This window comes from Nocardia wallacei, from assembly GCF_029869545.1.
Taxonomy (GTDB): domain Bacteria; phylum Actinomycetota; class Actinomycetes; order Mycobacteriales; family Mycobacteriaceae; genus Nocardia; species Nocardia wallacei_A.
The window spans coordinates 1-20,593 of record NZ_JARWQD010000067.1; the positions used below are offsets into that span (position 1 = coordinate 1).

The 20,593-nt window shown below is 69.5% G+C and carries 18 protein-coding genes and 1 pseudogene; 10 read left to right on the forward strand and 9 right to left on the reverse strand.

Annotation, left to right across the window (positions count from 1 at the left end; genetic code table 11):
- Positions 1–294 (forward strand): hypothetical protein (locus QH290_RS03745; protein ID WP_280381967.1); only part of this gene is annotated, 294 nt, incomplete at its 5' end.
- Between the two features lie 48 nt (positions 295–342).
- On the opposite strand, the gene QH290_RS03750 is transcribed toward QH290_RS03745, so the two are convergent.
- Both QH290_RS03750 and QH290_RS03755 read right to left on the reverse strand, forming a co-directional pair.
- The gene (locus QH290_RS03750; protein ID WP_280269494.1) at positions 343–1,329 is read right to left on the reverse strand and encodes an ABC transporter permease; all 987 of its coding nucleotides are present in this window, start codon (positions 1,327–1,329) and stop codon (positions 343–345) included.
- Entirely contained in the window at positions 1,326–2,828 is a 1,503-nt protein-coding gene (locus tag QH290_RS03755) for an ABC transporter substrate-binding protein (protein WP_280269495.1), read from the reverse strand. The genes QH290_RS03750 and QH290_RS03755 overlap by 4 nt, the downstream gene beginning before the upstream one ends.
- A gap of 281 nt (positions 2,829–3,109) precedes the next feature.
- On the opposite strand from QH290_RS03755, the gene QH290_RS03760 reads away from it, so the two are divergent.
- The 6 genes from QH290_RS03760 (at position 3,110) to QH290_RS03785 (ending at position 10,296) form a co-directional block, all read left to right on the forward strand.
- The gene (locus tag QH290_RS03760; protein ID WP_280269496.1) at positions 3,110–4,219 is read left to right on the forward strand and encodes a TauD/TfdA family dioxygenase; all 1,110 of its coding nucleotides are present in this window, start codon (positions 3,110–3,112) and stop codon (positions 4,217–4,219) included.
- A 55-nt stretch (positions 4,220–4,274) separates the two neighbouring features.
- The gene (locus QH290_RS03765; protein ID WP_280381975.1) at positions 4,275–5,237 is read left to right on the forward strand and encodes an ornithine cyclodeaminase family protein; all 963 of its coding nucleotides are present in this window, start codon (positions 4,275–4,277) and stop codon (positions 5,235–5,237) included.
- A complete protein-coding gene (locus QH290_RS03770; protein WP_280381968.1) occupies positions 5,228–6,577 on the forward strand; it encodes a type III PLP-dependent enzyme domain-containing protein in 1,350 nt (449 codons plus the stop codon). Before QH290_RS03765 ends, QH290_RS03770 begins: the two co-directional genes overlap by 10 nt.
- A gap of 52 nt (positions 6,578–6,629) precedes the next feature.
- Positions 6,630–7,658 (forward strand): PLP-dependent cysteine synthase family protein, encoded by a 1,029-nt coding sequence (locus QH290_RS03775; protein WP_280269498.1) that lies wholly within the window; start codon positions 6,630–6,632, stop codon positions 7,656–7,658.
- Between the two features lie 157 nt (positions 7,659–7,815).
- Positions 7,816–9,219 carry an MATE family efflux transporter gene (locus QH290_RS03780; RefSeq protein WP_280381969.1) on the forward strand — a complete coding sequence of 468 codons (1,404 nt, stop codon included), beginning with the start codon at positions 7,816–7,818 and terminating at the stop codon, positions 9,217–9,219.
- Between the two features lie 123 nt (positions 9,220–9,342).
- Positions 9,343–10,296 (forward strand): phosphodiesterase, encoded by a 954-nt coding sequence (locus QH290_RS03785; RefSeq protein WP_280381970.1) that lies wholly within the window; start codon positions 9,343–9,345, stop codon positions 10,294–10,296.
- Positions 10,297–10,319: 23 nt separating this feature from the next.
- Here QH290_RS03785 and QH290_RS03790 read toward each other — a convergent pair whose 3' ends face one another.
- Entirely contained in the window at positions 10,320–11,753 is a 1,434-nt protein-coding gene (locus tag QH290_RS03790; protein ID WP_280269511.1) for a stealth family protein, read from the reverse strand.
- Positions 11,754–12,448: 695 nt separating this feature from the next.
- On the opposite strand from QH290_RS03790, the gene QH290_RS03795 reads away from it, so the two are divergent.
- The 3 genes from QH290_RS03795 (at position 12,449) to QH290_RS03805 (ending at position 13,814) form a co-directional block, all read left to right on the forward strand.
- Entirely contained in the window at positions 12,449–12,904 is a 456-nt protein-coding gene (locus tag QH290_RS03795) for a flavodoxin domain-containing protein (protein WP_280381971.1), read from the forward strand.
- Between the two features lie 132 nt (positions 12,905–13,036).
- A complete protein-coding gene (locus QH290_RS03800; RefSeq protein ID WP_280269502.1) occupies positions 13,037–13,513 on the forward strand; it encodes a pyridoxamine 5'-phosphate oxidase family protein in 477 nt (158 codons plus the stop codon).
- A gap of 4 nt (positions 13,514–13,517) precedes the next feature.
- Entirely contained in the window at positions 13,518–13,814 is a 297-nt protein-coding gene (locus QH290_RS03805) for an MTH1187 family thiamine-binding protein (protein ID WP_280269503.1), read from the forward strand.
- Between the two features lie 21 nt (positions 13,815–13,835).
- Here QH290_RS03805 and QH290_RS03810 read toward each other — a convergent pair whose 3' ends face one another.
- From QH290_RS03810 to QH290_RS38015, 6 genes and pseudogenes are all read right to left on the reverse strand, one after another.
- Complete coding sequence (locus tag QH290_RS03810; RefSeq protein ID WP_280381972.1) at positions 13,836–14,240, reverse strand: ester cyclase; 405 nt, start codon at positions 14,238–14,240, stop codon at positions 13,836–13,838.
- A gap of 30 nt (positions 14,241–14,270) precedes the next feature.
- Positions 14,271–14,951, reverse strand: a complete 681-nt coding sequence (locus QH290_RS03815) for a TetR/AcrR family transcriptional regulator (protein WP_280381973.1) — start codon at positions 14,949–14,951, stop codon at positions 14,271–14,273.
- A 58-nt stretch (positions 14,952–15,009) separates the two neighbouring features.
- On the reverse strand, positions 15,010–15,723 hold the full coding sequence (locus QH290_RS03820; protein ID WP_280269506.1) for a nucleoside triphosphate pyrophosphohydrolase: 714 nt from the start codon (positions 15,721–15,723) through the stop codon (positions 15,010–15,012).
- A complete protein-coding gene (gene mfd, locus QH290_RS03825) occupies positions 15,720–19,337 on the reverse strand; it encodes a transcription-repair coupling factor (RefSeq protein WP_280381974.1) in 3,618 nt (1,205 codons plus the stop codon). Before mfd ends, QH290_RS03820 begins: the two co-directional genes overlap by 4 nt.
- A gap of 106 nt (positions 19,338–19,443) precedes the next feature.
- Positions 19,444–20,091: a TetR family transcriptional regulator gene (locus QH290_RS03830; RefSeq protein WP_280269508.1), complete on the reverse strand. Its 648-nt coding sequence runs from the start codon at positions 20,089–20,091 to the stop codon at positions 19,444–19,446.
- A 226-nt stretch (positions 20,092–20,317) separates the two neighbouring features.
- Positions 20,318–20,476: pseudogene (locus QH290_RS38015) on the reverse strand (TetR/AcrR family transcriptional regulator); the annotation flags it as partial.
- Positions 20,477–20,593 lie beyond the last annotated feature (117 nt).

Below are 20,593 nucleotides of genomic sequence, written 5' to 3' on the forward strand. Positions count from 1 at the left end.
TTGTCCCGGCAAGCACCACAACCATTGTCCCGGCATGCTTTTGGCCGGGACCCACCTCCGGCGCCTGTGGATTCCGCCCAAAAGCATGCCGGAAAATTGATGGTGACGCGGCACACCGGAAACTTGATGGTGACGCGGCACACCGGAAACCTGATGGTGACGCGGCATGCCGGAAACCTGATGGTGACGCGGCATGCCGGAAAATTGATGGTGACGCGGCACACCGGAAACCTGATGGTGACGCGGCACACCGGAAACCTGATGGTGACGCGGCACACCGGAATGCCGACATAGGCGCGGTACGTGCCGATAGCGTCGCGTGCGGGGGCTGTGCAGTCGCGTTCATCGCCGACCCCGCATCGCCCAGGCGCGTAGGCCGTCCGCGGCCAGGAGTACGCACAGGATGGTCGCCGCCGCTACGGCCGCCGTGGCCGCGGCCAGTGCCGTGTCGCGGTCGGCGACGGAACCGGCCAGCAGCGCCCCCAGTCCCGGGTAGTTGAACAGGCTCTCGACCACCAGCGCACCGCCGAGCAGCATGCCGACCGTGGTCGCGTAGGAGGCGGCGATGGCGGGCAGCGCCACCGGGAATACGTGGCGCAGCATCAGCTGGCGCGGGGAAATACCCTCGAGCTCGGCGTTTTCCACATGCGGCGCGCGAGCGGCGTCGGCGAGCGCGCCGCGGATGACGCGGGTGTTCCAGCCGGTCTGCGGCACCGCCAGCGCGAGCACGGGCAGCACCAGCATGTCCGCGGTGGCCGGAAAGCCGGACCTGCCCGCCACCGTCACCGCGGGCAGCCACCCCGCCACGAACGAGAACACCATGATCAATACCGCCGCCACCACGAACTCCGGCAGTGCGACCACCATCGCGGTCGCGGGCTGCAGCACCCGCGCCACCCACCCGGACGGCCGTGCGGCCCACCACATTCCGAAGCCCAGCGACGCGATCACGGTGAGCGCGAACGCGAGCCCGCCCAGCAGCAGCGTCTGCGGCGCGGAGGAGGCGAGCAGGTCCGCGATCGACCGGCCGTGCACGGTGGTGCCGAAATCGCCGGTCACCACGCCGCTCAGCCACGACCAGAACCGTTGCGGCAGCGGCCGATCCAGGCCCAGCTCGTGCCGCTTGGCCGCCACCTCCGCCGGGGTCGCGTCGCGATCCAGCGCCGCCCGCGAGGCATCGCCGGGCAGCAGCGAGATCGCGGCGAACACCAGCATCAGCAGGGCGAACAGCAGAGCGAGGCGGCGCAGCACCAGCCCGGCGACGGCGGCCCACACACCACCGCGCCGACCGGCCTCGGTGGCGGTCGCCCGCGCGCTGACCGTACTCACGTCAACCAGACCCGCTCCAGCTGGACCCGGCCGAACCCGCCCAGCGTCGGCAGATCACGCACCCGGCTCGACGCGATATCGATCCCGTCGGCCATGCCCCACACCAGATATCCGCCGCGCTCGTGCTGAATCTGCTGCACCGTCCGGGCCGCCCGCGCGTCGGCGGCCGGATCCGCCGAACCCAGTGCCGTGGCGGTGGCGCCGTCGAATTCGCGGTCGGCGAAGGCGGTTTCGTTGCGGTTGCTGCCCGAGGTCATCAGCTTCGCGGCGTAGAACAGCACCGAATCGTTGGTTCCCCAGTTCACGGTGTAGAGCGGCGCGTGCAGCCAGGTGCGGTCGTAGAAGGTGCCCGACTCCTGCACCACCACCTCGAGATTCACCCCGATATCGCGCGCCTGGGTGGCGAACAGCTTGGCCGACTCCGCCTCGCCGGGCGCCTCCTCCTTGGTGAACAGCTGATAGGTCGCGGCCGTGTCGAACCGAGCCTCCGCCAGCAGCGCCCGCGCTCGATCCAGATCGCGGCGGCGCTGCGGAATATCCTTGGCGTACTGCGGATCCCCGGTGCCGAGGATGTCGTTGGCGACGGTCCCGAATCCGGAGAATGCCTGGGCGACAAGGGCATCGCGGTCGGCCGCCAGCCGCAGCGCGGTGCGCACCCGCGGATCGGCGAACGGGCCGTCGGCGGTGCGCATGGCGATCGCGACGGCGGTGTCGTTGGGGCGGCGGATCATCTGCAGATCGCCGCGCCCGGCGGCGGTGCGTCCCGCGATCGCCCCGACATTGGAGGCCAGGTCGATCTGCCCGCCCAGCACCGCGTTCGACAGCGCGTCGACGCTGTCGAACATGGTGACCTCGATGGCCTCCAGCCGCGGCCGCGGCCCGTGCCAGGCGTCGTTGCGCACCAGCCGCGCGTTGCCCTGCCGGTAGGACTCCAGCCGGAAGGGTCCGCTGCCGACGGCGTTGGCGAAATCGGTCGTGCCCTGCTTGACGGTGAACGTCATGAGCCGCACCAGCAACGGAATCTGGGTATTCGGCGCGGCGGCCGTGACCACCACCCGCCCCGGCCCGTCGGCGATGATGTCCTCCGGCCGCGCGACCGGCATCTTCGATTCCCCGCCGACCTCGCGCAGCCGCCGCAGCGACCACACCACGTCGTCGGCGGTGACCGGGCTGCCGTCGTGGAACCGGGCGCCCTCGGCGAGGGTGAACGTCCACCGCCGCTGATCCGGATCCGCCGACCAGGCCGACGCCAGCCGCGGCTGCACGGTCGGGTCGGCGCCGGGCACCGTGAGCGGGTCGTAGACCAGCGACGCGATCAGGAAGTCGCTCTCGTTGCTCAGGTTGGCGTGCGGATCGCGTTGCAGGGCAGACACTTTGCCCAGGGCGCCGACGCGCAGCGTGCCGGTGTCGCCGGAGTCGCGGCCGCAGGCGGCCAGCGCCACCGCGGCCCCCAGTCCGAGTCCGGCGCCCAGAATCCGCCGGCGTGTCATGATCGTCATCGCGGGGCCTCGTCCCTCATCCGAGTCTGCTATGAGCAGCCAAGGCTAACCTAATGATTCTGCGGCAGCGACCGGGCATTCGTCCATGTCATCGCTCGCCACGCCGACGCGCCGGTGCGACTCGCCCCGAGCTACTCTGCTGATTGCCTTCGGCGATACCCACTCGCTATTCTTGTAGACACCCTTTAGGTAAGCCTTGCTTAAGTTCACGTGAGGGACTAATTTCGCAGACCGAGTCTTCACCACCTGCTTCACCACCGTTGCGAAGAAGGGAATGCCTGGTGAAAAACGTTCTCTGCGAACGTAAGACACACCAACCCACCGAATCCGGCGCGATCGAACGCCGAGAGCTGCCCGCGGCGGCCGCCCGGGCCGTTCGCGACACGGCGCGCGAGATAGCCGTCACAATCGACACCATGCCGGGGTTGTCCGCGCGCACCGCCCGCACCCTCACCGATCCGGCGCTGATCGAGCTGGTCGACACCCACGCCGCTCGCTTACCCGAATCGGTGCGCACCGTGCTGCGCCCGCCGGAGTCCGCCGCGGGCGCCGCGGTGGTCGCGCGCCTGCCGCTGCGCGACGACGAACTGGGCCCGACCCCGCGCGACTGGCGCCAGGCCGCCGTGTGGAGCGGCGAGCCGGATCGCAGACACGCCTCGCTGCAACTGGATATCACGATGCTGCTGCTGGCCCGCAGCGCCGGGGAGCCGTTCGGCTGGCAGGGGCAGCAGGACGGGCGGCTGGTCAACAACATCGTCCCCTCCCCCGGGCACGAGCACGAGCAGTCGGGCGCGTCGAGCACCACCCTGCTCACCCCCCACACCGAGGACGCCTTCCATCCCCACCGCGCGCACCTGCTCATGCTCGGCTGCCTGCGCAATCCGGATCGAGTGGGGACCACGGTGTCGTCGGTGCGCGAGGTCAGCCTGGACGACGACCAGCGCCGCCGGCTGAGCGAACCGCGGCTGCCGATCCTGCCGGATGTCTCCTACGGCACCGACTTTCATCAGCATCCGGCCACCCCGGTGGCCACCATCGGCGACGACGAGGGCCGCCCGACGCTGCGCTACGACCCCGCCTACACCCCGCTCGACGACGCCGACGACGAATTCCGCAACGCCTACGCCCATCTCGGCGCCGAGCTGGAGCGGGTGTGCCGCACGCCCGTGCTGGCGCCGGGCGAACTGCTGCTGGTCGACAACGACGTGGTGGTCCACGGGCGGGTACCGTTCACCCCGCGGTACGACGGGACCGACCGCTGGCTCAAGCGGGTCAACATCCGCCTGCCCCGCCGCCGCGCGGCCGAGGCGGGCGAGAGCGGTTACGGGCAGGCGACGGTCACCCCGTTCGGCACGAAATATGCTGCGACACCGGAAGTATCCCCAGGATGAACCCACCGCCGAGGAACCGAGGTCACCAGTGACTACTCGACCGATCCCGCTGCGCGTGCTGAGCCGCAGCGATCTCGCCGACGTTCCGATCACACCGGTCGACGTGGTGCGCGCCGTCGAGGAGGCGTATCTGGCGCTGGCGTCGGGTGATTCGGACAATCCGCGCAAGCTCAGCGTCGCCCATCCCGACGGCTGGTCGGTGGCCTACGCCATGCTCGGCCGCGACGGCCGCCGCCGGGTGGTGGCGATGAAGACCTCCTACAAGTTCGATCCCAGCCACGACCGCAGCACCAAGCGCTACTACACCACGATCACGCTGTACGACGATGCCACGGGCCTGCCCATCGCGATGATGGACTGCGCCCGCGTCGGCGCGCTGCGCACGCCCGCGGTCTCGGCGCTGCTGGTGCGCGAGACGATCCGCGCCGACGCGCGCAGCGTGCTGCTGGTCGGCACCGGCACGCAGGGCCGGAATGCGCTGCCGCACTTGCTCGCCGCCAACCCGCAGCTGAACCGGCTGATGCTGTACGGCACCCACCCCGACGGCCTGAAGGCGGTGCACGAGCAGCTGGCCGCGCACCACCCGCACACCGAACTCGAAACGGTGTCGGATCCGTACGCGGCCGCGCGCGAGGCCGATGTGGTGCTGGCCACCGCGGGCCCCGGCACCAAGGTCGCCATCGAATCCGACGATCTGGCGCCGGGCGCGGTGGCGGTCCTGGTCGGCTACGGCCTGGCCCCGTCGGCGCTGACCGACGCCGACCGGGTGGTCGCGACCAATGCCGAGCAGATGTCGCTCACGGGCACCGATATGGCCGGGCCGGACGGCAAGCTGCGCGCGGTCGACGCCGAGCTGCCGCAGATCCTGAGCCGTCGCGCCGCCGGTCGCACCCGGGACGACCAGCGCATCTTCGTCTACAACAGCGGCCTGGTCCTCACCGATATCGCCGTCGCCCACGCCCTCGCCGAACGCGCCATCGCGAGCGGGCGCGGCACGGAGGTGCCCATATGGGACTGAGCGCGGGTGCGGCACAGGCGGAGACGGATGCTATCACCGCCGTCGCACTCCCGGCGCACAGCGACGAGTGGGAACGGCGACTGTTGGCGCATCCGGAGCTGTTGGCGGACATGGCGTTTGCGATCGGCGGGCCGTTCCATGTGATGTACCCGCGCCGGGTCGGCCACACTATCGACGCCTTCCGGGCGGTCTTCGAACAGGCCGGGGTCGAGGGCACGATCTACTACGGCAAGAAGGCGAACAAGGCCGCGTGCGTGGTGCGGGCCTGCGCGGAGCATGGGGCCGGGGTGGATGTCGCGAGCGTCGGCGAACTGAGTTCGGCGCTGGCACACGGCATCCGGGGCGAGGACCTGATGGTGACCGGACCGGCGAAGTCCGACGACCTGCTGTGGCTGGCCGCGCGACACGGCGCGCTGATCGCTATCGATGACGATATGGAGCTGGAACGGCTTGCCGCCCAGCGAATTCCGGTCCGGGTGCTGCTGCGGGTCCTTCCGGAGGATTCCGCCAGCCGATTCGGGATGACCCGCGACGAACTCGACATCGCCCTGGCCCGTACCGATCTCGGCCCGGTACGCATCGAGGGTTTCAGCTTCCACCTCTCCGGCTACGACCCCCTGCCCCGGGCCGAGCTGGCCGCCGCCCTGCTCGCCCGCTGCCGCGAGGCACGCACCCTGGGCCATCCGGCGACGACGATCTCGATCGGCGGCGGCTTCGCGGTCGATTACGTCCCGGCGGCGGCCTGGTCCGATTTCACCGGAGCCGTGCGCCCGCAGTGGTTCCACTCGGACAAGGGCTTCGACTCCTACTACCCCTATCACAGCGCGACCGCCGGACCGGCCGCGCTGGAAGCCGTTCTCGCACACGAGGACCTGGCACGGCGCCTGCGCGACAACGGCATCCGCCTGGCCATCGAACCCGGCCGCGCGCTGCTCGATCGCGCCGGATCCACGGTCTTCCGCGTGCAGGGCGCGAAAACTCGTACCGCACAGGGACTTCCGTATCAACTGCTCACCGTGGACGGCACCAGCCTGAGCCTGTCCGAGCAGTGGTTCGACAGCGAATACCTGCCCGATCCGGTGCTGTGGCCCACCCGTCCCGGCACCGTCACCCCCGCGAGCGTCGGCGCGGCCACCTGCCTGGAATCCGACATGCTCAGCTGGCGGCGCATCCCGCTGCCGCGGCCCGCCGCACCCGGCGATCTGCTCGTCTATCCGAATACCGCCGGTTATCAGATGGATTCCAACGAGTCGGCGTTCCATCAGTTACCGATCCCGCCGAAGGTGGTGCTGCACGAGGCACCCGGCGGACGGCTGCGCTGGACGCTCGACGCCGGGTAGCCCGGCGCCCACCACACCCGCACACGATCGACCCAGTCCGAGGAGACCTGCCATGGCGCTCGTCACGCGCGTGACCGACCTGATCGGCAACACCCCGCTGTTCGAGCTCGCGACCACCGATACCGGCACCCGGCTGCTGCTCAAGCTCGAGCAGTTCAATCCGACCGGCGCCGCCAAGATCCGCATGGCCCGCGAAATGGTGCTCGATGCGGAGCGTCGCGGTTTGCTGAGCGATGGCGGGCATATCATCGAGTCGACATCCGGCAACACCGGACTGGGACTGGCGGTAGTGGCGGCCGAACGCGGGTACCGCTTCACCGCGGTCGTCGACCACCACGCCTGCAAGGACAAACTGCGCGCGATGCAAGCCATGGGAGCCGAACTCGTCTACGTCGCCGACGACGGGGACGACAGTCTGGCCACCTCGGCCCGGGAGGACCTGGCCGAGGCGATGGCCGCTGCCCGCCCCGACGCCTACTTCACCGAGCAGCACAACAACGACGCCAACGCGCTCGGCTACTACGCCGTCGCCGAGGAACTGCTGTCCGACCTGGGAAAGGTCGACATCCTGCTGTCGGCGGTGGGCACCGGCGGCTCGCTGTTCGGCACCGCGCGGCGGCTGCGCGAACTGGGCTGCCGGGCCCAGGTGATCGGCGTGGAACCGGTCGGTTCGATCGCCTTCGGCGGCCCGGGCGGACCGTACTGGCAGTCCGGGACCGGCACGCCGCCCGGCGCCACCGTCGGTACGGCCGTGGACTATTCGCTGCTCGACGAGGGCGTCAAGGTGTCGGATGTGGAAGCATTCGCCGCGGCCCGCGCGGTGGCGAGGAGACTGGGTTTGCTGATCGGCGGCTCCGCGGGCGGCTCGGTGCACGCCGCACTGACCCGCCTCGAAGAGTTCCCGGCGGGCTCCACGGTCGTAACGATCGTGTGCGACGGCGGCGAAAAGTATCTGGACACCGTCTTCGACGACGACTGGATGAACGATCGCGATCTGCTGGACGAATCCGCGGAGAACACAGTGCTCGAGTTGCTCGAGCGCTACTCGCCCGCACGCCGAGATCTGGTGGGCGTGCGGTGACGTCGACGCACGTACGCCACGGGACCGCACGCGCCGCCCGGCCGGACGACGGCGGATCGGAAACCCGACTCTCGATTTCCGCGAACGACGTTTACGCACCCAATGTAGGTAAGGTATACCTAATTAATCCGATGATCATCCACCGCGAGGGGGTGCAATGACCAACCGACACGCTCCGTCCGACTGGCGCAGCCTGACCTCCCTGGCCACCCCCATCGCACTGACCCAGCTGGCGCAGGTCGCGGTGTCGACCACGAATATCGCCCTCATGGGTTCGCTCGGCATCACCCAGGTGGCCGCGGGCGGCCTGGCGATCACGCTGTTCAACCAGATTCGCACCATGTGCGTCGGCCTGATCACCGCCACCGGCAACCAGGTGGCCAGCGTGGCGAGCCGCGCCGAGAAGCGCAATCAGAACGCCGACGGCGAGATTCGCGAGGTGGTCCGGTCCAGCTTCCTGATCGCCACGGCCGCGGGCCTGGCCGGCGGCCTGGTGCTGGTCGTGCTGGGCTGGGCGCTGCAGTGGCTCGGACAGGATGTCGCGGTGCTCGAGGCGGCCCGGCCGATGATGCTGGCGCTGGCGCCCGGCCTGCTGCCGTGCCTGTGGTTCCAGGTGATCCGCCAGTACACCGTCGGCATGCAGCAACCGCAGGCGCTGCTGCTGGTGACGCTCGGCTCGGTGGGGCTGAATCTCGTTCTCGCCCTGGCCTTCATGCACGGCTGGGCGGGCCTGCCGGCGCTGGGCCTGACCGGCATCGGCATCGCCACCTCGCTGGTCTTCCTGATCACCTTCGCGGTGTTCTGGGCGATGGTCCGCCGCGACTCCCGGCTCGGCGCGACGCTGCCGGTCCGGATGTGGCCGGTGCAGTGGCGCACCATCGCCGCCGAACTGCGGCTGGGTACCCCGATCGCGCTCACTTACGGCTCCGAGGCCGGGATGTTCTCGGTGCTCGCGCTGGTGATGGGCGCCATCGGCCCGGCCGCGCTGGCCGCGCACAACGTCGTCTACCAGCTGGTCTACATCGTCTTCCAGGTCGCGATCGGCCTCTCGCACGGCGTGTCCATCCTGGTCAGCAAGGCCGCGGCCCGCGACGAGCATGCGCGCGCACACGGGCTGGCGTGGCTGGCGCTGAAGCAGGCCGCGGTCGTCGCGGCCGTCGTGGGCGTGCTGTACGTGGCGGCGCCGGACGCGGTGCTGCGGCCGTTCCTCACCAGCCGCGACGGCGACACCATCGAGATCGCGCACACCCTGCTGCTGATCGCGATCGTGCTGCAGTTCTTCGATGCGGCCCAGAACATCGGCAACGGGCTGCTGCGCGGGCTCAAGGACACCCGCGCGGGATTCCGGCTCTCGCTCGTCGGCTACTGGATTGTGGGATTGCCCACAGCGCTGCTGCTGGCCTACCCGGCCGGGCTGGGCGCGGCGGGCGTCTGGTGGGGCCTGACGGCGGGTCTTGCCGCTACCGCGGCGTTGATGCTGCGGCGCTACTTCGCCCTGCTGGACGTGCGCGAGCGGGCCGAGCCGCGGGTGCTGGCCGGTAGCTTCGGTACGTCCAGCTGACACGAAACTCTCATCTCGGCGTAAGCATGTCGTCATCGCGCGTGGGCACTGTGAAGGAAACGGCTTCGCTATCCTGGCGCGGGTATTCGAAGCCAACGCAGAGCTACCGCCGGGAGGAAACCGGTGCCCATCGGCAGAGTCGCGGAGTACCCGCGGCCGGATCATGTTCTCTTCCACTTCAGCGACACCCACCTGATCGCCGGTGACGGCGGGCTCTACGGCACCGTCGACGCCGAGCATCGCCTCCGGCAGCTGCTCGCCCAGGCCGAGGCGAGCGGCATCACGCCGACCGCGATCGTGTTCACCGGAGATCTCACCGACCACGGCGAACCGCTCGCCTACGGCAAGCTGCGCACGCTGGTCGAGCCGTTCGCCGACCGGCTGGGCGCGCCCGTCGTCTGGGTCACCGGCAATCACGACGATCGGGCCGTGCTGCGGGAGCAGCTGCTCGGCGAGGACGGCTCCGCCGAGCCGCTCGACCGGGTGCACACGGTCGACGGCCTGCGGATCGTGGTGCTCGACACGACCGTGCCCGGGCACCACTACGGCGAGCTCACCGATGCCCAATTGGACTGGCTGCGTGCGGTGCTGGCCGAACCGGCGCCGTTCGGGACGATCCTGGCCATGCATCACCCGCCCGTGCCGTGCATCCAGGACCTGGCGGTGACGGTGGAGCTGCGCGACCAGCGCCGCCTGGCCGACGTGCTCGACGGCACCGACGTGCGCAGCATCCTGGCCGGTCACCTGCACTATTCGACCACCGCGACCTTCGCCGGTATCCCGGTGTCGGTGGCCACCTCGGCCTGCTACAGCCAGGACCTGGCCGTCGCCGCGGGCGGTCAGCGCGGCCGCGACGGCGCCCAGAGCTTCAACTACGTGCACGTCTACCCGGACACGGTGGTCCATTCGGTGGTGCCGATCGACCGCGGCCCGACCGTCGGGCAACCGGCGACCCCGCAGGAGGCCGCGGAGCGATTGGACAAGGCGGGCATAGTGATTCCGCCCGCCTCCCGCATCCCCCAGGTCATGCAGCGCCAGACGGTGGCCCAGGAATCCGACGACGAATCGGTGCGCTGACCGGCACCGCACCACCTGCCGGGCTATGCCGCGCCGGGCTCCAATGCCGCCAGTGGGTCCTCGTCCGCGACGCACTCCCACGGTGCCGGGTCCGGAAAATACCCCTGCAGGAATTCCGACACCGTGCGTATCCGCTCGGCCTCCCGCACCTCCGGGAAGCTGCCGTCGTTGAGGCAGAAGAAGTCCACCTTGCGGCGTTGCGCCAGGCCGTCCAGCAGGGCCAGGCCGGTATGGCTGGTGGTGTCGACGTAGCGCACCCGCGCCGTCTCCTGCGGCACCGCGCGGCCGGTGAGCAGCGCGTAGTAGTGGTAGAGCGAGTTGGTGACCGAGATGTCGGTCGCCGCCCGGAACCGGCTGGTCCGGGTGCGCGCGAAGTCGGCGCCGAACTCGCGCTCCATCTCCAGTAGTACGCTGCGCCGCAACGGAACCGGCGTATGTTCCAGATGCCGGGTGATGACCGGGCCGAACCGGTCCGCCAGCAGCCGCCGGTTCACCCGCGCGGCATTCTCGAATCCGCTGCGCCGCTCGGTGTTCGCGCCCGGCCCGATGCGGGTGTCCGCCTCGATGAACCGACTGATCCCGGCCGGGGTGAAGAACATCGACGGCCGCACCGGACGCGCGAAGAACATGTCGTCGTTGGAGTACAGGAAATGCTCCGACAGCCCTTCGATGTGCTGCAGCTGGCATTCCACCGCATGGGAATTGAACACCGGCAGCCCGCTGGCATCGGGAAAGTGGTCCACCGCGCGGACGATCGTCACCTTCGGGTCGTCGGCGAGCCAGCCGGGGACCCGCGAATCGGTGGCGATGAAGATGCGCCGGATCCACGGGGCGTTCTTGTGCACCGAGCGCAGCGCGTACTTCAGCTCGTCGATCTGACGGATGCGGGCATCGGCGTCGTCCCCTTCACCGACGACCACCTGAGCCATCATTCCCGCACGGCGAGCGCGGAATTCGGGGTCGGTGCCGTCGACCCAGGAGTACACGATGTCGATATCGAATCCGACGTCGGTGGGGTGCGGCGCGAACATGCCCTCCAGCGTGGGCCAGCCGATATCGAACAGCAGCACCCGCGAGTGCTCGATATCCGCGAGGTCGAAGACGTTGCGGGTCAAGGCGTTCGGCCGCGGGCATTCGACGGTGTCGCCGTGGTACTCCCACAGCTCGAGGTCGACGTGGTGCGCCGGATCCAGGTCGCGGCCGAGCCGGAACACGTTGTGCCGCATCTCGTTACAGCGGAACCCCGCAACCATCGCCGCGCCCAGCACCCGGCGCAGCACACCGCGATGCGCGGAGTCGATCGCCAGCACCAGGCGATGATCGGAGTCGCGCACCAGCAGGAACGGCACCTCCGCGGCCAGTAGTTCGGCCCGCAGGTACCGCAGATCGTCGACCACCGCCGTCGACACCGCCATATTCGCGACCGCGGCGCCTCCGGCCCGCCCGGTCGTCCCCATCGCATCGAATTCCGCCATCACCATCTCCTACCTAGTACTCCGATCCGCGATCCCCCGAGCGGAACCGCGGGCAACATCAACCCATGGACAAATGCGCGGCGTCGCGCGTGCGGGTGTGCGAACGCACCTGTCCTCCGCACCGGCATGCGCCCGCCCTCCGCGAAGACGTCCGACTGCCTTCGCACCACGTCCAGTTGCGCTCCGCGAAGACGTCCGACTGCCCTCCGACAACACGTCCAGTCGCGCTCCGCGAAGACGTCCGACTGCCCTCCGACAACACGTCCAGTTGCCCTCCGCCGGATGGCGGAGGGCTGACAAACCGTTGCGGGCGTTACAAGAAGCCGCGCGAGGCGAGACTGTTCGGGAACGCCGCCCACAATCGGTATCGGAATCCCATGTGCTCTCACCTCACTCGTGTCCGGACGCGCGAGGGCGTCGTGTGGAATGCTGCTGCGTTCGTCTGCACCTGGAATCGGTGAACGACTCGCTTCACCGGGCGGCCATCGGCCGGCTACGTGCGTGACCCCGAGAGTTCGGGGGACTGTTACGAATGATGAGGCCGCAGGGCCCATTCGTCAAATGTCGACGGCGCAGGTCCCGAGCAATTTTCACATCCGTAACCACCGGGGTGCCGAACCGGCGAGGTTAGGATAGGCTCACCAACTGTTCAGAGGGAGACTACGCGAGGAGACACCGTGCGGGTGGTGATTCTGTTCGGGACCGAGATGGGCACCGCGGAGCGGACGGCCGAGGCCGTCGCGGATGTGCTGGCAGCGAGCCACGACGTCACGATCTACGACATGTCCGACTTCGACACCGACGATCTGGATGTGCGCGACTTCCACATCGTCGTCTGCTCCACCTACGGCTCGGGCGACCTGCCCACCGGCGCCGAACCGTTCTTCGCCCAGCTCGACGATCGCCTGCCCGACCTCACCGGCCTGCGGTTCGCGGTCTTCGGCCTCGGCGACATCGTCTACGACGACACCTTCAACCGCGGCGGGGAGATCTGCGCCGAGAAGTTCACGGCCCTGGGCGCGACGCAGGTCGGCGAGCATGCCCGCCACGATGCCTCCACCGCGATCCGGCCCCAGGATCAGGCGGCCGAATGGGCTCGCACACTGCCGATAGGCGCCCTGACCAGCGCCTGAACCGAATTTGGCGAGGCTATCCTTCGGCATTGTCCTCCGGGTACACCCCAGCGAGCAAGTGGCGCAACGGTTTACACTGCAAGCAACGCGTGGTCCAGCCCGCCGCGCGAGCCGACCGTGAGGTGACACAACATGGTAGCCGGAGCCCGGGAACGTCAAGAGCCCGCGACGGAGCATCCCGAACTGGATGCCCTGCCCGAATGGCCACTGGACACGATCGCGGTACTGGTGACGAGCGATCCGCTACCGCACGCGATCCCGGTGTCGTGGCCGGTGCGCGCCGGAGATCGGCGAATCCTGTTGAGCCTCAAGTCCGATCGCGGATCGCTGGCCCGGCTGCGCAAGCGGCCCGACGTCGCGCTGCTGATCCTCGGCGGCGGCAATGTGGCGCTGTGCGCGCGGGGCATCGCGCGGGTAGTGGCCGATCCGATGCCCGAGGCCGAGGACTACGTGGCCGTCGCCATCGATGTCGAGGTGATCGACGACCATCGCCAGTCCGCGTTCGAGGTCGCCGCCGGTATTCAGCGCCAGGTGCTCGACGAGTCCGAACTGAGGTACCTCGAATCGCGTGTCGCGACGCTGCGCGCGATGGCCGGGAACCAGAATTGATCCCATGATTGCCGCATTTTCGGTCGCCCCGCTCGGCACCGGTGAGGATGTCGGGCGCGCCGTCGCCGAGGCCGTGCGCGTCGTGCGCGCCAGCGGCCTGCCCAACGAGACCACCGCCATGTTCACCTCGATCGAGGGCGAATGGGACGAGGTGATGGCCGTGATCAAGCAGGCCACCGACGCCGTCATGGCGGTATCCCCCCGCTGCAGCCTGGTGATCAAGGCCGACATCCGCCCCGGCGTCACCAACGGCCTCACCTCGAAGGTCCAGAGCGTGGAACGCTACCTGGCCGAGGACTGAACCCGTCAGGGCCGCCCCGCGTCACCCCAGGGCGCCGAGCGCCTGCATCATGCCGAGGCCGTCGGAGGCGACCCAGTACTCGGCGAGCCGCCCGCTCTCCACGCGGAAGAAGTCCTGGCCGCTGAAGGCGATCCGAGTGCCGGAGGGCACGGTCGCACCGGGAATGCCGTCGCGGTAGGACCCGTGGAAGGTCCAGCGGGCGGCGACCATGTCGCTGCCGATCACCGGCCCGACATCGAGGGTGTTCTCGATATCGTCGAAGTACCCGTAGGACTGCTCGATCTGCTCCACAACCCCGTGCGGGCCGTGCACATCCAGGGACGGCCAGTGGCCCACGAAGCCGGGGGTGAAGATCTCCTCCACATCCGAGTAGTCGCGGTACCACACCCCGAACAGCCAGCGGTGATAAAGCGTGTCGATATCCATACCGCCATTTTGCGTACATGTACGCAAGAGTCAAGCCGCCCCGGTCAGCGCGTGCACGAGGAGCGCGAGATCCTCGGCGAAACGATCGCGCCGATCCGGAGCGGTCCAGTAGCCGCGCAGGGCGGCCAGCGTCGGATGGTCCACCGGATCGACACCGGCCGGAACGCTGACCTGGTATGGCTCCCGGCCGGACGGATGCGCGGGCGCCGCGCGCTGCCGGAGAGCACCCAGCGTGAACCCCCACACGATCCGATTGGCCGTCGCCGCCTGGTCCAGCGTGAGGCCGGACGCCCGCCACGCGTCGTAGATCGCCTCGAGCAGCCAGACGACCGACGGCGCCATCAGGTCGCCGCGCGCCAGCACGTCCACGATCCAGGGGCGGGCGGCCAGTTGATCGTGCTGCCATGTCAGCAGCACCACCAGCCGCTCCCGTGGATCGTCGGGCAGCGCGGGCCGCGGCAACTCGCCGACGACTCGATCCAGCAGCAGAATCAGCAGTTCGTCCTTGCTACCGACGTGCCTGTACAGGCTCATCGGCGCGGCGCCCAGCGCATCCGCCACCCGGCGCATCGTCAACGCCCGATCCCCCTCGCGAGCGACGATCTCCAGCGCGGTCTCGACGATCCGCTCCCGCGAGAGCCGCGCAGGCCGCCCCCGCCGCGCAGCCCCGGATCGTGCCGTGCGTCTTTCACTCGTGCCGCGCTCGCTCACAACCAGCAGTCTGTCAGGCGGCCATGGCACGATCCCCCACGCCCAGGGTGCAGGCTGGTCAGCCGGGCCAGTGGGCGCGCCAGTCGGCGGCGGTGAGTGCCCGGCGCTCGCCGCGCGCGGCTTCGGCCGCATCCTCCGCGCCGCGGATGCGGGCCGCGAAGGCCACGGTGGCCTTGCGGAGGCGTTCCTCGGCGCTGTCCGGGCCGCCCAGGTGGACCACGCGCAGGTCGTCGGGGATCAGGTCTTCGGGCAGGCCCGCCTTGAGGCTGCGGGTGCGGACCTTTTCGGCGAGGGCGAGGGCGGGCTGAGCCATGGCGATGCCGTCCAGGCAGGAACGGCGGGCCTTCTCGCTGGATTTCCGTTCCTCCCAGGCACTTTCCTGGGCGGCGATCTTCTCCTCGATGCTCGCGGTGGGATCGATGCGGCCGTCGAGCAGGTGCGGACTGCGATGGGTCAGCTTGGCGACCAGCGCGGCGGCCACGTCGTCGACGCTGAATTCGCCTGCGGCCTCGGCGATCCGGGAGTGGAACAGCACCTGCAGCAGCAGATCGCCCAGCTCCTCCCGGATGGTGTCCACCTCGCCGTGCTGGATGGCGTCGAGCAGCTCGTAGGTCTCCTCCAGCAGGTACGGCCGCAGCGAGTCGTGGGTCTGGGTGACCTCCCAGCCGCCGAAACTCCACAGCCGGTCCATCACCTCGACCGCCTCGGCGAGGCCGTGCGCCAGTCGCGCCGAATCCGCGGCGACGGGATCGGCGCCGTTACCCGCACTCATCGCGCCGCCGACACCTCCGTCGCGACGCGCAGATCCACTGTGTCCTGGGGCTTTCCGTCCAGCGCCAGCAGCAGATCGGCGACGAACTGCAGCACCTGCACATCCCGGACCCGGGCCGCGCCGACGCTGTCCTCCACGCGCGGCAGCGGCAGCTGCACGATCGAGGTGGTGGGCCGGTAGGTGGCATTGGGGTACAAACGCTTGAGCCGCAACTGTTTCGAATCGGGGAGCTGGATCGGCGAGAGCTTCAGCGTGGTACCGCTGACACCCACCTCGGTGATCCCGTACTCGCGGCACAGCAGCCGCAGCTTGGCCACCGATACCAGGCGCCCGACCTCCACCGGCAGCGGGCCGTAGCGGTCGACGAGCTCCTCGACGACCCCGGCCAGGCCCGAATCGTCCTGTGCGGCGGCGAGTTTGCGATACGCCTCCAGGCGCAGCCGATCGCTGGCGATGTAGTCCGGCGGGATGTGCGCGTCCACCGGCAGGTCGATGCGCACCTCCTTGGTCTCCTCGTCGGTGGTGATCGGCCGACCGTCGGCGGCCGCCCGATACGCCTCCACGGCCTCGCCGACCAGCCGGACATACAGGTCGAAACCGACCCCTGCCACATGTCCGGACTGCTCGGCACCGAGCACGTTGCCCGCGCCGCGGATCTCGAGATCCTTCATCGCCACCGCCATACCGGCGCCCAGATCGGAGTTCTGGGAAATGGTGGCCAGCCGGTCGTAGGCGGTCTCGGTCAGCGGCTTCTCCGGGGGGTACAGGAAGTAGGCGTAGCCGCGCTCGCGGCTGCGGCCCACACGCCCGCGCAGCTGGTGCAGCTGCGAGAGCCCCAGCGCGTCGGCGCGTTCCACGATCAGAGTATTGGCGTTGGAGATGTCGAGCCCCGTCTCGATGATCGTGGTGCACACCAGCACGTCGTACTCGCGCTCCCAGAAGCCCTGCACGGTCTTCTCCAGGGTGTCCTCGTGCATCTGCCCGTGCGCGACCACCACCCGCGCCTCGGGCACCAGCTCGCGAATGTGCCTGGCGGCCTTGTCGATCGACGACACCCGGTTGTGCACGTAGAACACCTGGCCGTCGCGCAGCAGCTCGCGGCGGATCGCGGCGGCGACCTGCTTGTCGTTGTAGCCGCCGACGTAGGTGAGCACGGGGTGACGCTCCTCGGGCGGGGTGAGGATCGTCGACATCTCGCGAATGCCCGCCAGGCTCATCTCGAGCGTGCGCGGAATCGGGGTGGCCGACATGGTCAGCACGTCGACGTGGGTGCGCAGCGCCTTGATGTGCTCCTTGTGCTCGACCCCGAACCGCTGCTCCTCGTCGATGATGACCAGGCCCAGTTCCTTCCACCGGATCCCGGTCTGCAGCAGGCGGTGGGTGCCGACGACGATGTCGACATCGCCGGAGGCCATGCCGTCCAACACCTCTCGTGATTCACCCGGATCGGTGAAACGCGACAGGCCCTTCACCGTCACCGGGAACCCGCCGACGCGTTCGATGAACGTCTGCAGATGCTGCTGGGCCAGCAGCGTCGTCGGCACCAGGACCGCGACCTGCTTACCGTCCTGCACCGCCTTGAACGCCGCCCGCACCGCGATCTCGGTCTTGCCGTAGCCGACGTCGCCGCAGATGACGCGGTCCATCGGGACGGCCTTCTCCATATCGGACTTCACCTCGGCGATGGCGGTGAGCTGGTCGACGGTCTCGGTGAAGGCGAACGCGTCCTCCATCTCCTGCTGCCACGGCGTGTCGGGGCCGAACGCGTGACCGGGCGCCGCCTGGCGGGCCGCGTACAGCTGCACCAGTTCCGTGGCGATCTCCCGGACCGCCTTGCGCGCCTTGCGTTTCGTATTCGCCCAGTCGGAGCCGCCCAGCTTGGACAGGCCGGGCATCTCGCCGCCCACATAGCGCGACAGCTGATCCAGCGCATCCATCGGCACGTACAACCGGTCCCCCGGCTGGCCGCGCTTGCCGGGCGCGTACTCGATCACCAGGTATTCCCGGCGCGCCCCGCCGACGGTGCGCTCGATCATCTCCACGAACCGGCCGATGCCGTGCTGGTCGTGCACCACGAGGTCGCCCGCGGACAGCGCCAGCGGGTCGACCTGGTTGCGGCGGCGCGCGGGCAGCTTCTTGCCCTCGGCGGGTGCGGTGACGCGGTTGCCGGTGAGGTCGGATTCGGCGATGACGACGAGCTTGGCGTCGTCGAAGACGATGCCGTCGTGCAGCGAACCGCACAGCACCCCGACCAGCCCGGGCACCGGTTCGGCGCCCGGATCCAGCGGCGCCGCGGGCACCTCGGCGTCGGCCAGTCGTTCCTGAATGCGTTGCGCCGTACCGTGTCCGGCGACCACGATCACGGCGCGGCCACCGGTGGACACGTGCGCGCGCAGCGAGGCGAACACCGTCGCCACCAGCTCCTCCGAGCCGCGGGCGGCGGGCGCGGACAGCACCGGCAGCACCACCTCGGCGGGGTCGTCGGCCGCCAGCGGGCTCAGCGTCCACCACGGCAGGCCGCGCGCGTCGGCGCTCTGGTGGATCACGTCCAGCCCGCGGTAGGCCGAGGCCGCCAGGTCCAGGCCGTGCGCCCCCAGCGGCGCGGCGCCGCCGAACGACGCCGCGGTCCACGACGCCTCCAGGAACTCCTGCCCGGTGCGGACCAGGTCGGCGGCGCGGGTGCGCACCTTCTCCGGGTCGCACAGCAGGAGATGGGTATTCGCGGGCAGCACCTCGGTGAGCAGTTGCAGGCCCTCGGGCCGCAGCACGGGCAGCAGCGCCTCCATGCCCTCGACCGGAATGCCCTGCGCGAGCTTGTCCAGCATCTCGACCAGCGCCGCGTCGGCCGGGTTCTCCGCGGCCACCTCGGCCGCCCGCAACCGCAGGTCCTCGGTCAGCAGCAGCTCCCGGCACGGTTGCGCCACAACGACATCCACCTCGACGTCGGGCAGCGAGCGCTGGTCGGCCACGGAGAACGGGCGCAGCTCGGTGACCTCGTCGCCCCAGAACTCCACGCGCACCGGATGGTCGGCGGTCGGCGGGAAGAGGTCGAGAATGCCGCCGCGCACGGCGAATTCGCCGCGCTTGCCCACCATGTCGACGCGCTCGTAGGCGAATTCCACCAGGCGCGTAATCAACTCGTCGAAATCGTGCTCGGCACCGACACGCAGTGCGACCGGCTCGATATCGCCGAGCCCGGCCGCCATCGGCTGCATCAGCGAGCGCACCGTGGTCACCACCACGCGCAGCGGCTCCGGCTGCACCGGATCCGACGGATGCGCCAGTCTGCGCAGCACCTGCAACCGGCGCCCGACCGTGTCCGCGCTCGGCGACAGCCGCTCGTGCGGCAGCGTCTCCCAGGACGGGAACAGCGCCACGCCCTCGCCGAGGATCTCGCCCAGCTCGACGGTCAGGTCGTCGGCCTCGCGCCCCGTCGCGGTCACCACGACCAGCGGGCGCTGCCGGGCGATCGTCGAGGCCACGAACGGCCGCACCGCCGACGGCGCCACCAGCTGCACGGGCGACCGCCCGATCAGGCTCTCGACCTGCGCCAGCGCGGCATCGGCACCGGCCACCGCGGCCAGTCCCGCAAGAGGTGGGCGATGGGTGGGCATGAGGCAGACTCCTGGCGCAGATCAGCGAAGTAGGGCGGCCCACCGAGTCTAATCACCCGCTCCGACAACCCTCCCGACCCGGTCGCTCACGACGGCGACGGCAGGATTACGGCACGTACCTTCGTAATCGCCTGGCCGCGAACTCGCGGAAGTACGCGACCTTCTCCTCCGGCACGATCGACGGCAGCAGGAAGTACCAGACGCGCTCCATGCGGGTGGCCATCTGGTCGATCGAATCGGTGCCTACGGCGGTGATGTGCACGCCGGAGGACATCTCCTGCAGCAGCAGGCCGATGGTGTCGGGCTCCAGGTCCGGTTTCAGGTCGCCCTGGGCGATGGCCCGCTCGGCCAGCAACCGGTGCGTCTCGCCCCAGGTCTTGGCGATGTTCTCACCGCTGGCCCCGCGATAGTCGCCGATCTGGTGGGTGAGCTTGAGCATGGCGCCCACCATCGGATCGTTCATGGACAGGTCGGCGACCACGTAGGTGATGCCGATGCTCGCCTCGAGCGCGGGCACCCGGGGATCGAAGAATCCCTGACAGGCGCTCACCAGCCGCTCGTTGCCCTGATCCACCACGGCGCGCGCCAGCTCCTCCTTGGAGCCGAAGTGAAAATACAAGGCGCCCTTGGTCACATTGGACTGTGCGATGATCTCGCTCAGGCTCGCATTCGCGTAACCCAGCCGCAGGAAGACATCGGCCGCGCCCGCAAGAACGGAATCGCGAGTGATCTCCGCACGCGCTTGCCTAGCCATCAGATCCGCCTGTCATCAAACCAGCCATCCTGAAGTAGACCGACATCCCGAAGTAGACCGACAACACAGCTCGAACAGCACTCGAAGGATGGGTGAACCGTACCACCCGACCGGCCCGAGTCTGTGGAATCGAGCATTCGGACCAGCCTCCTTCGCAAATTTTGGGTTAACCGTCCAGTTCTTCCCCCCGGTCGGCGCGTCGCACGCCGGAGTCCGCGTCACGCGCTCAGGTCGCCGTCCCACTCGGCCATTCCGAGGCCAGCTGCGGGTCGGCCTCCAGATGGGTGAGACCGTTCCAGCACAGGTTCACCAGGTGCGCGGCCACCCCCACCGTGGGGGGTTGGCCCGCGTCCAGCCCCCCCGTCGCGGCCCGCGCCCCCCAACCCCCCCCCCCCCATCCCCCCCCGCCGAAAACCCCCCCACGACCCAACCACGCACCACGGCGGTGACCACCGACGCGAGTGAGGCCGACTCGCTGCCGCTGTCGGCCTAACAGCAATGG

Coding starts and splice junctions, on each gene's coding strand:
- QH290_RS03755 (WP_280269495.1), bottom strand. CDS start 2,828: ATGACGATCATGACACGCCGGCGGATTCTGGGCGCCGGACTCGGACTG.
- QH290_RS03770 (WP_280381968.1), top strand. CDS start 5,228: ATGGGACTGAGCGCGGGTGCGGCACAGGCGGAGACGGATGCTATCACC.
- QH290_RS03775 (WP_280269498.1), top strand. CDS start 6,630: ATGGCGCTCGTCACGCGCGTGACCGACCTGATCGGCAACACCCCGCTG.
- QH290_RS03780 (WP_280381969.1), top strand. CDS start 7,816: ATGACCAACCGACACGCTCCGTCCGACTGGCGCAGCCTGACCTCCCTG.
- QH290_RS03790 (WP_280269511.1), bottom strand. CDS start 11,753: ATGGGGACGACCGGGCGGGCCGGAGGCGCCGCGGTCGCGAATATGGCG.
- QH290_RS03800 (WP_280269502.1), top strand. CDS start 13,037: ATGGTAGCCGGAGCCCGGGAACGTCAAGAGCCCGCGACGGAGCATCCC.
- QH290_RS03805 (WP_280269503.1), top strand. CDS start 13,518: ATGATTGCCGCATTTTCGGTCGCCCCGCTCGGCACCGGTGAGGATGTC.
- QH290_RS03810 (WP_280381972.1), bottom strand. CDS start 14,240: ATGGATATCGACACGCTTTATCACCGCTGGCTGTTCGGGGTGTGGTAC.
- QH290_RS03820 (WP_280269506.1), bottom strand. CDS start 15,723: ATGAGTGCGGGTAACGGCGCCGATCCCGTCGCCGCGGATTCGGCGCGA.
- mfd (WP_280381974.1), bottom strand. CDS start 19,337: ATGCCCACCCATCGCCCACCTCTTGCGGGACTGGCCGCGGTGGCCGGT.
- QH290_RS03830 (WP_280269508.1), bottom strand. CDS start 20,091: ATGGCTAGGCAAGCGCGTGCGGAGATCACTCGCGATTCCGTTCTTGCG.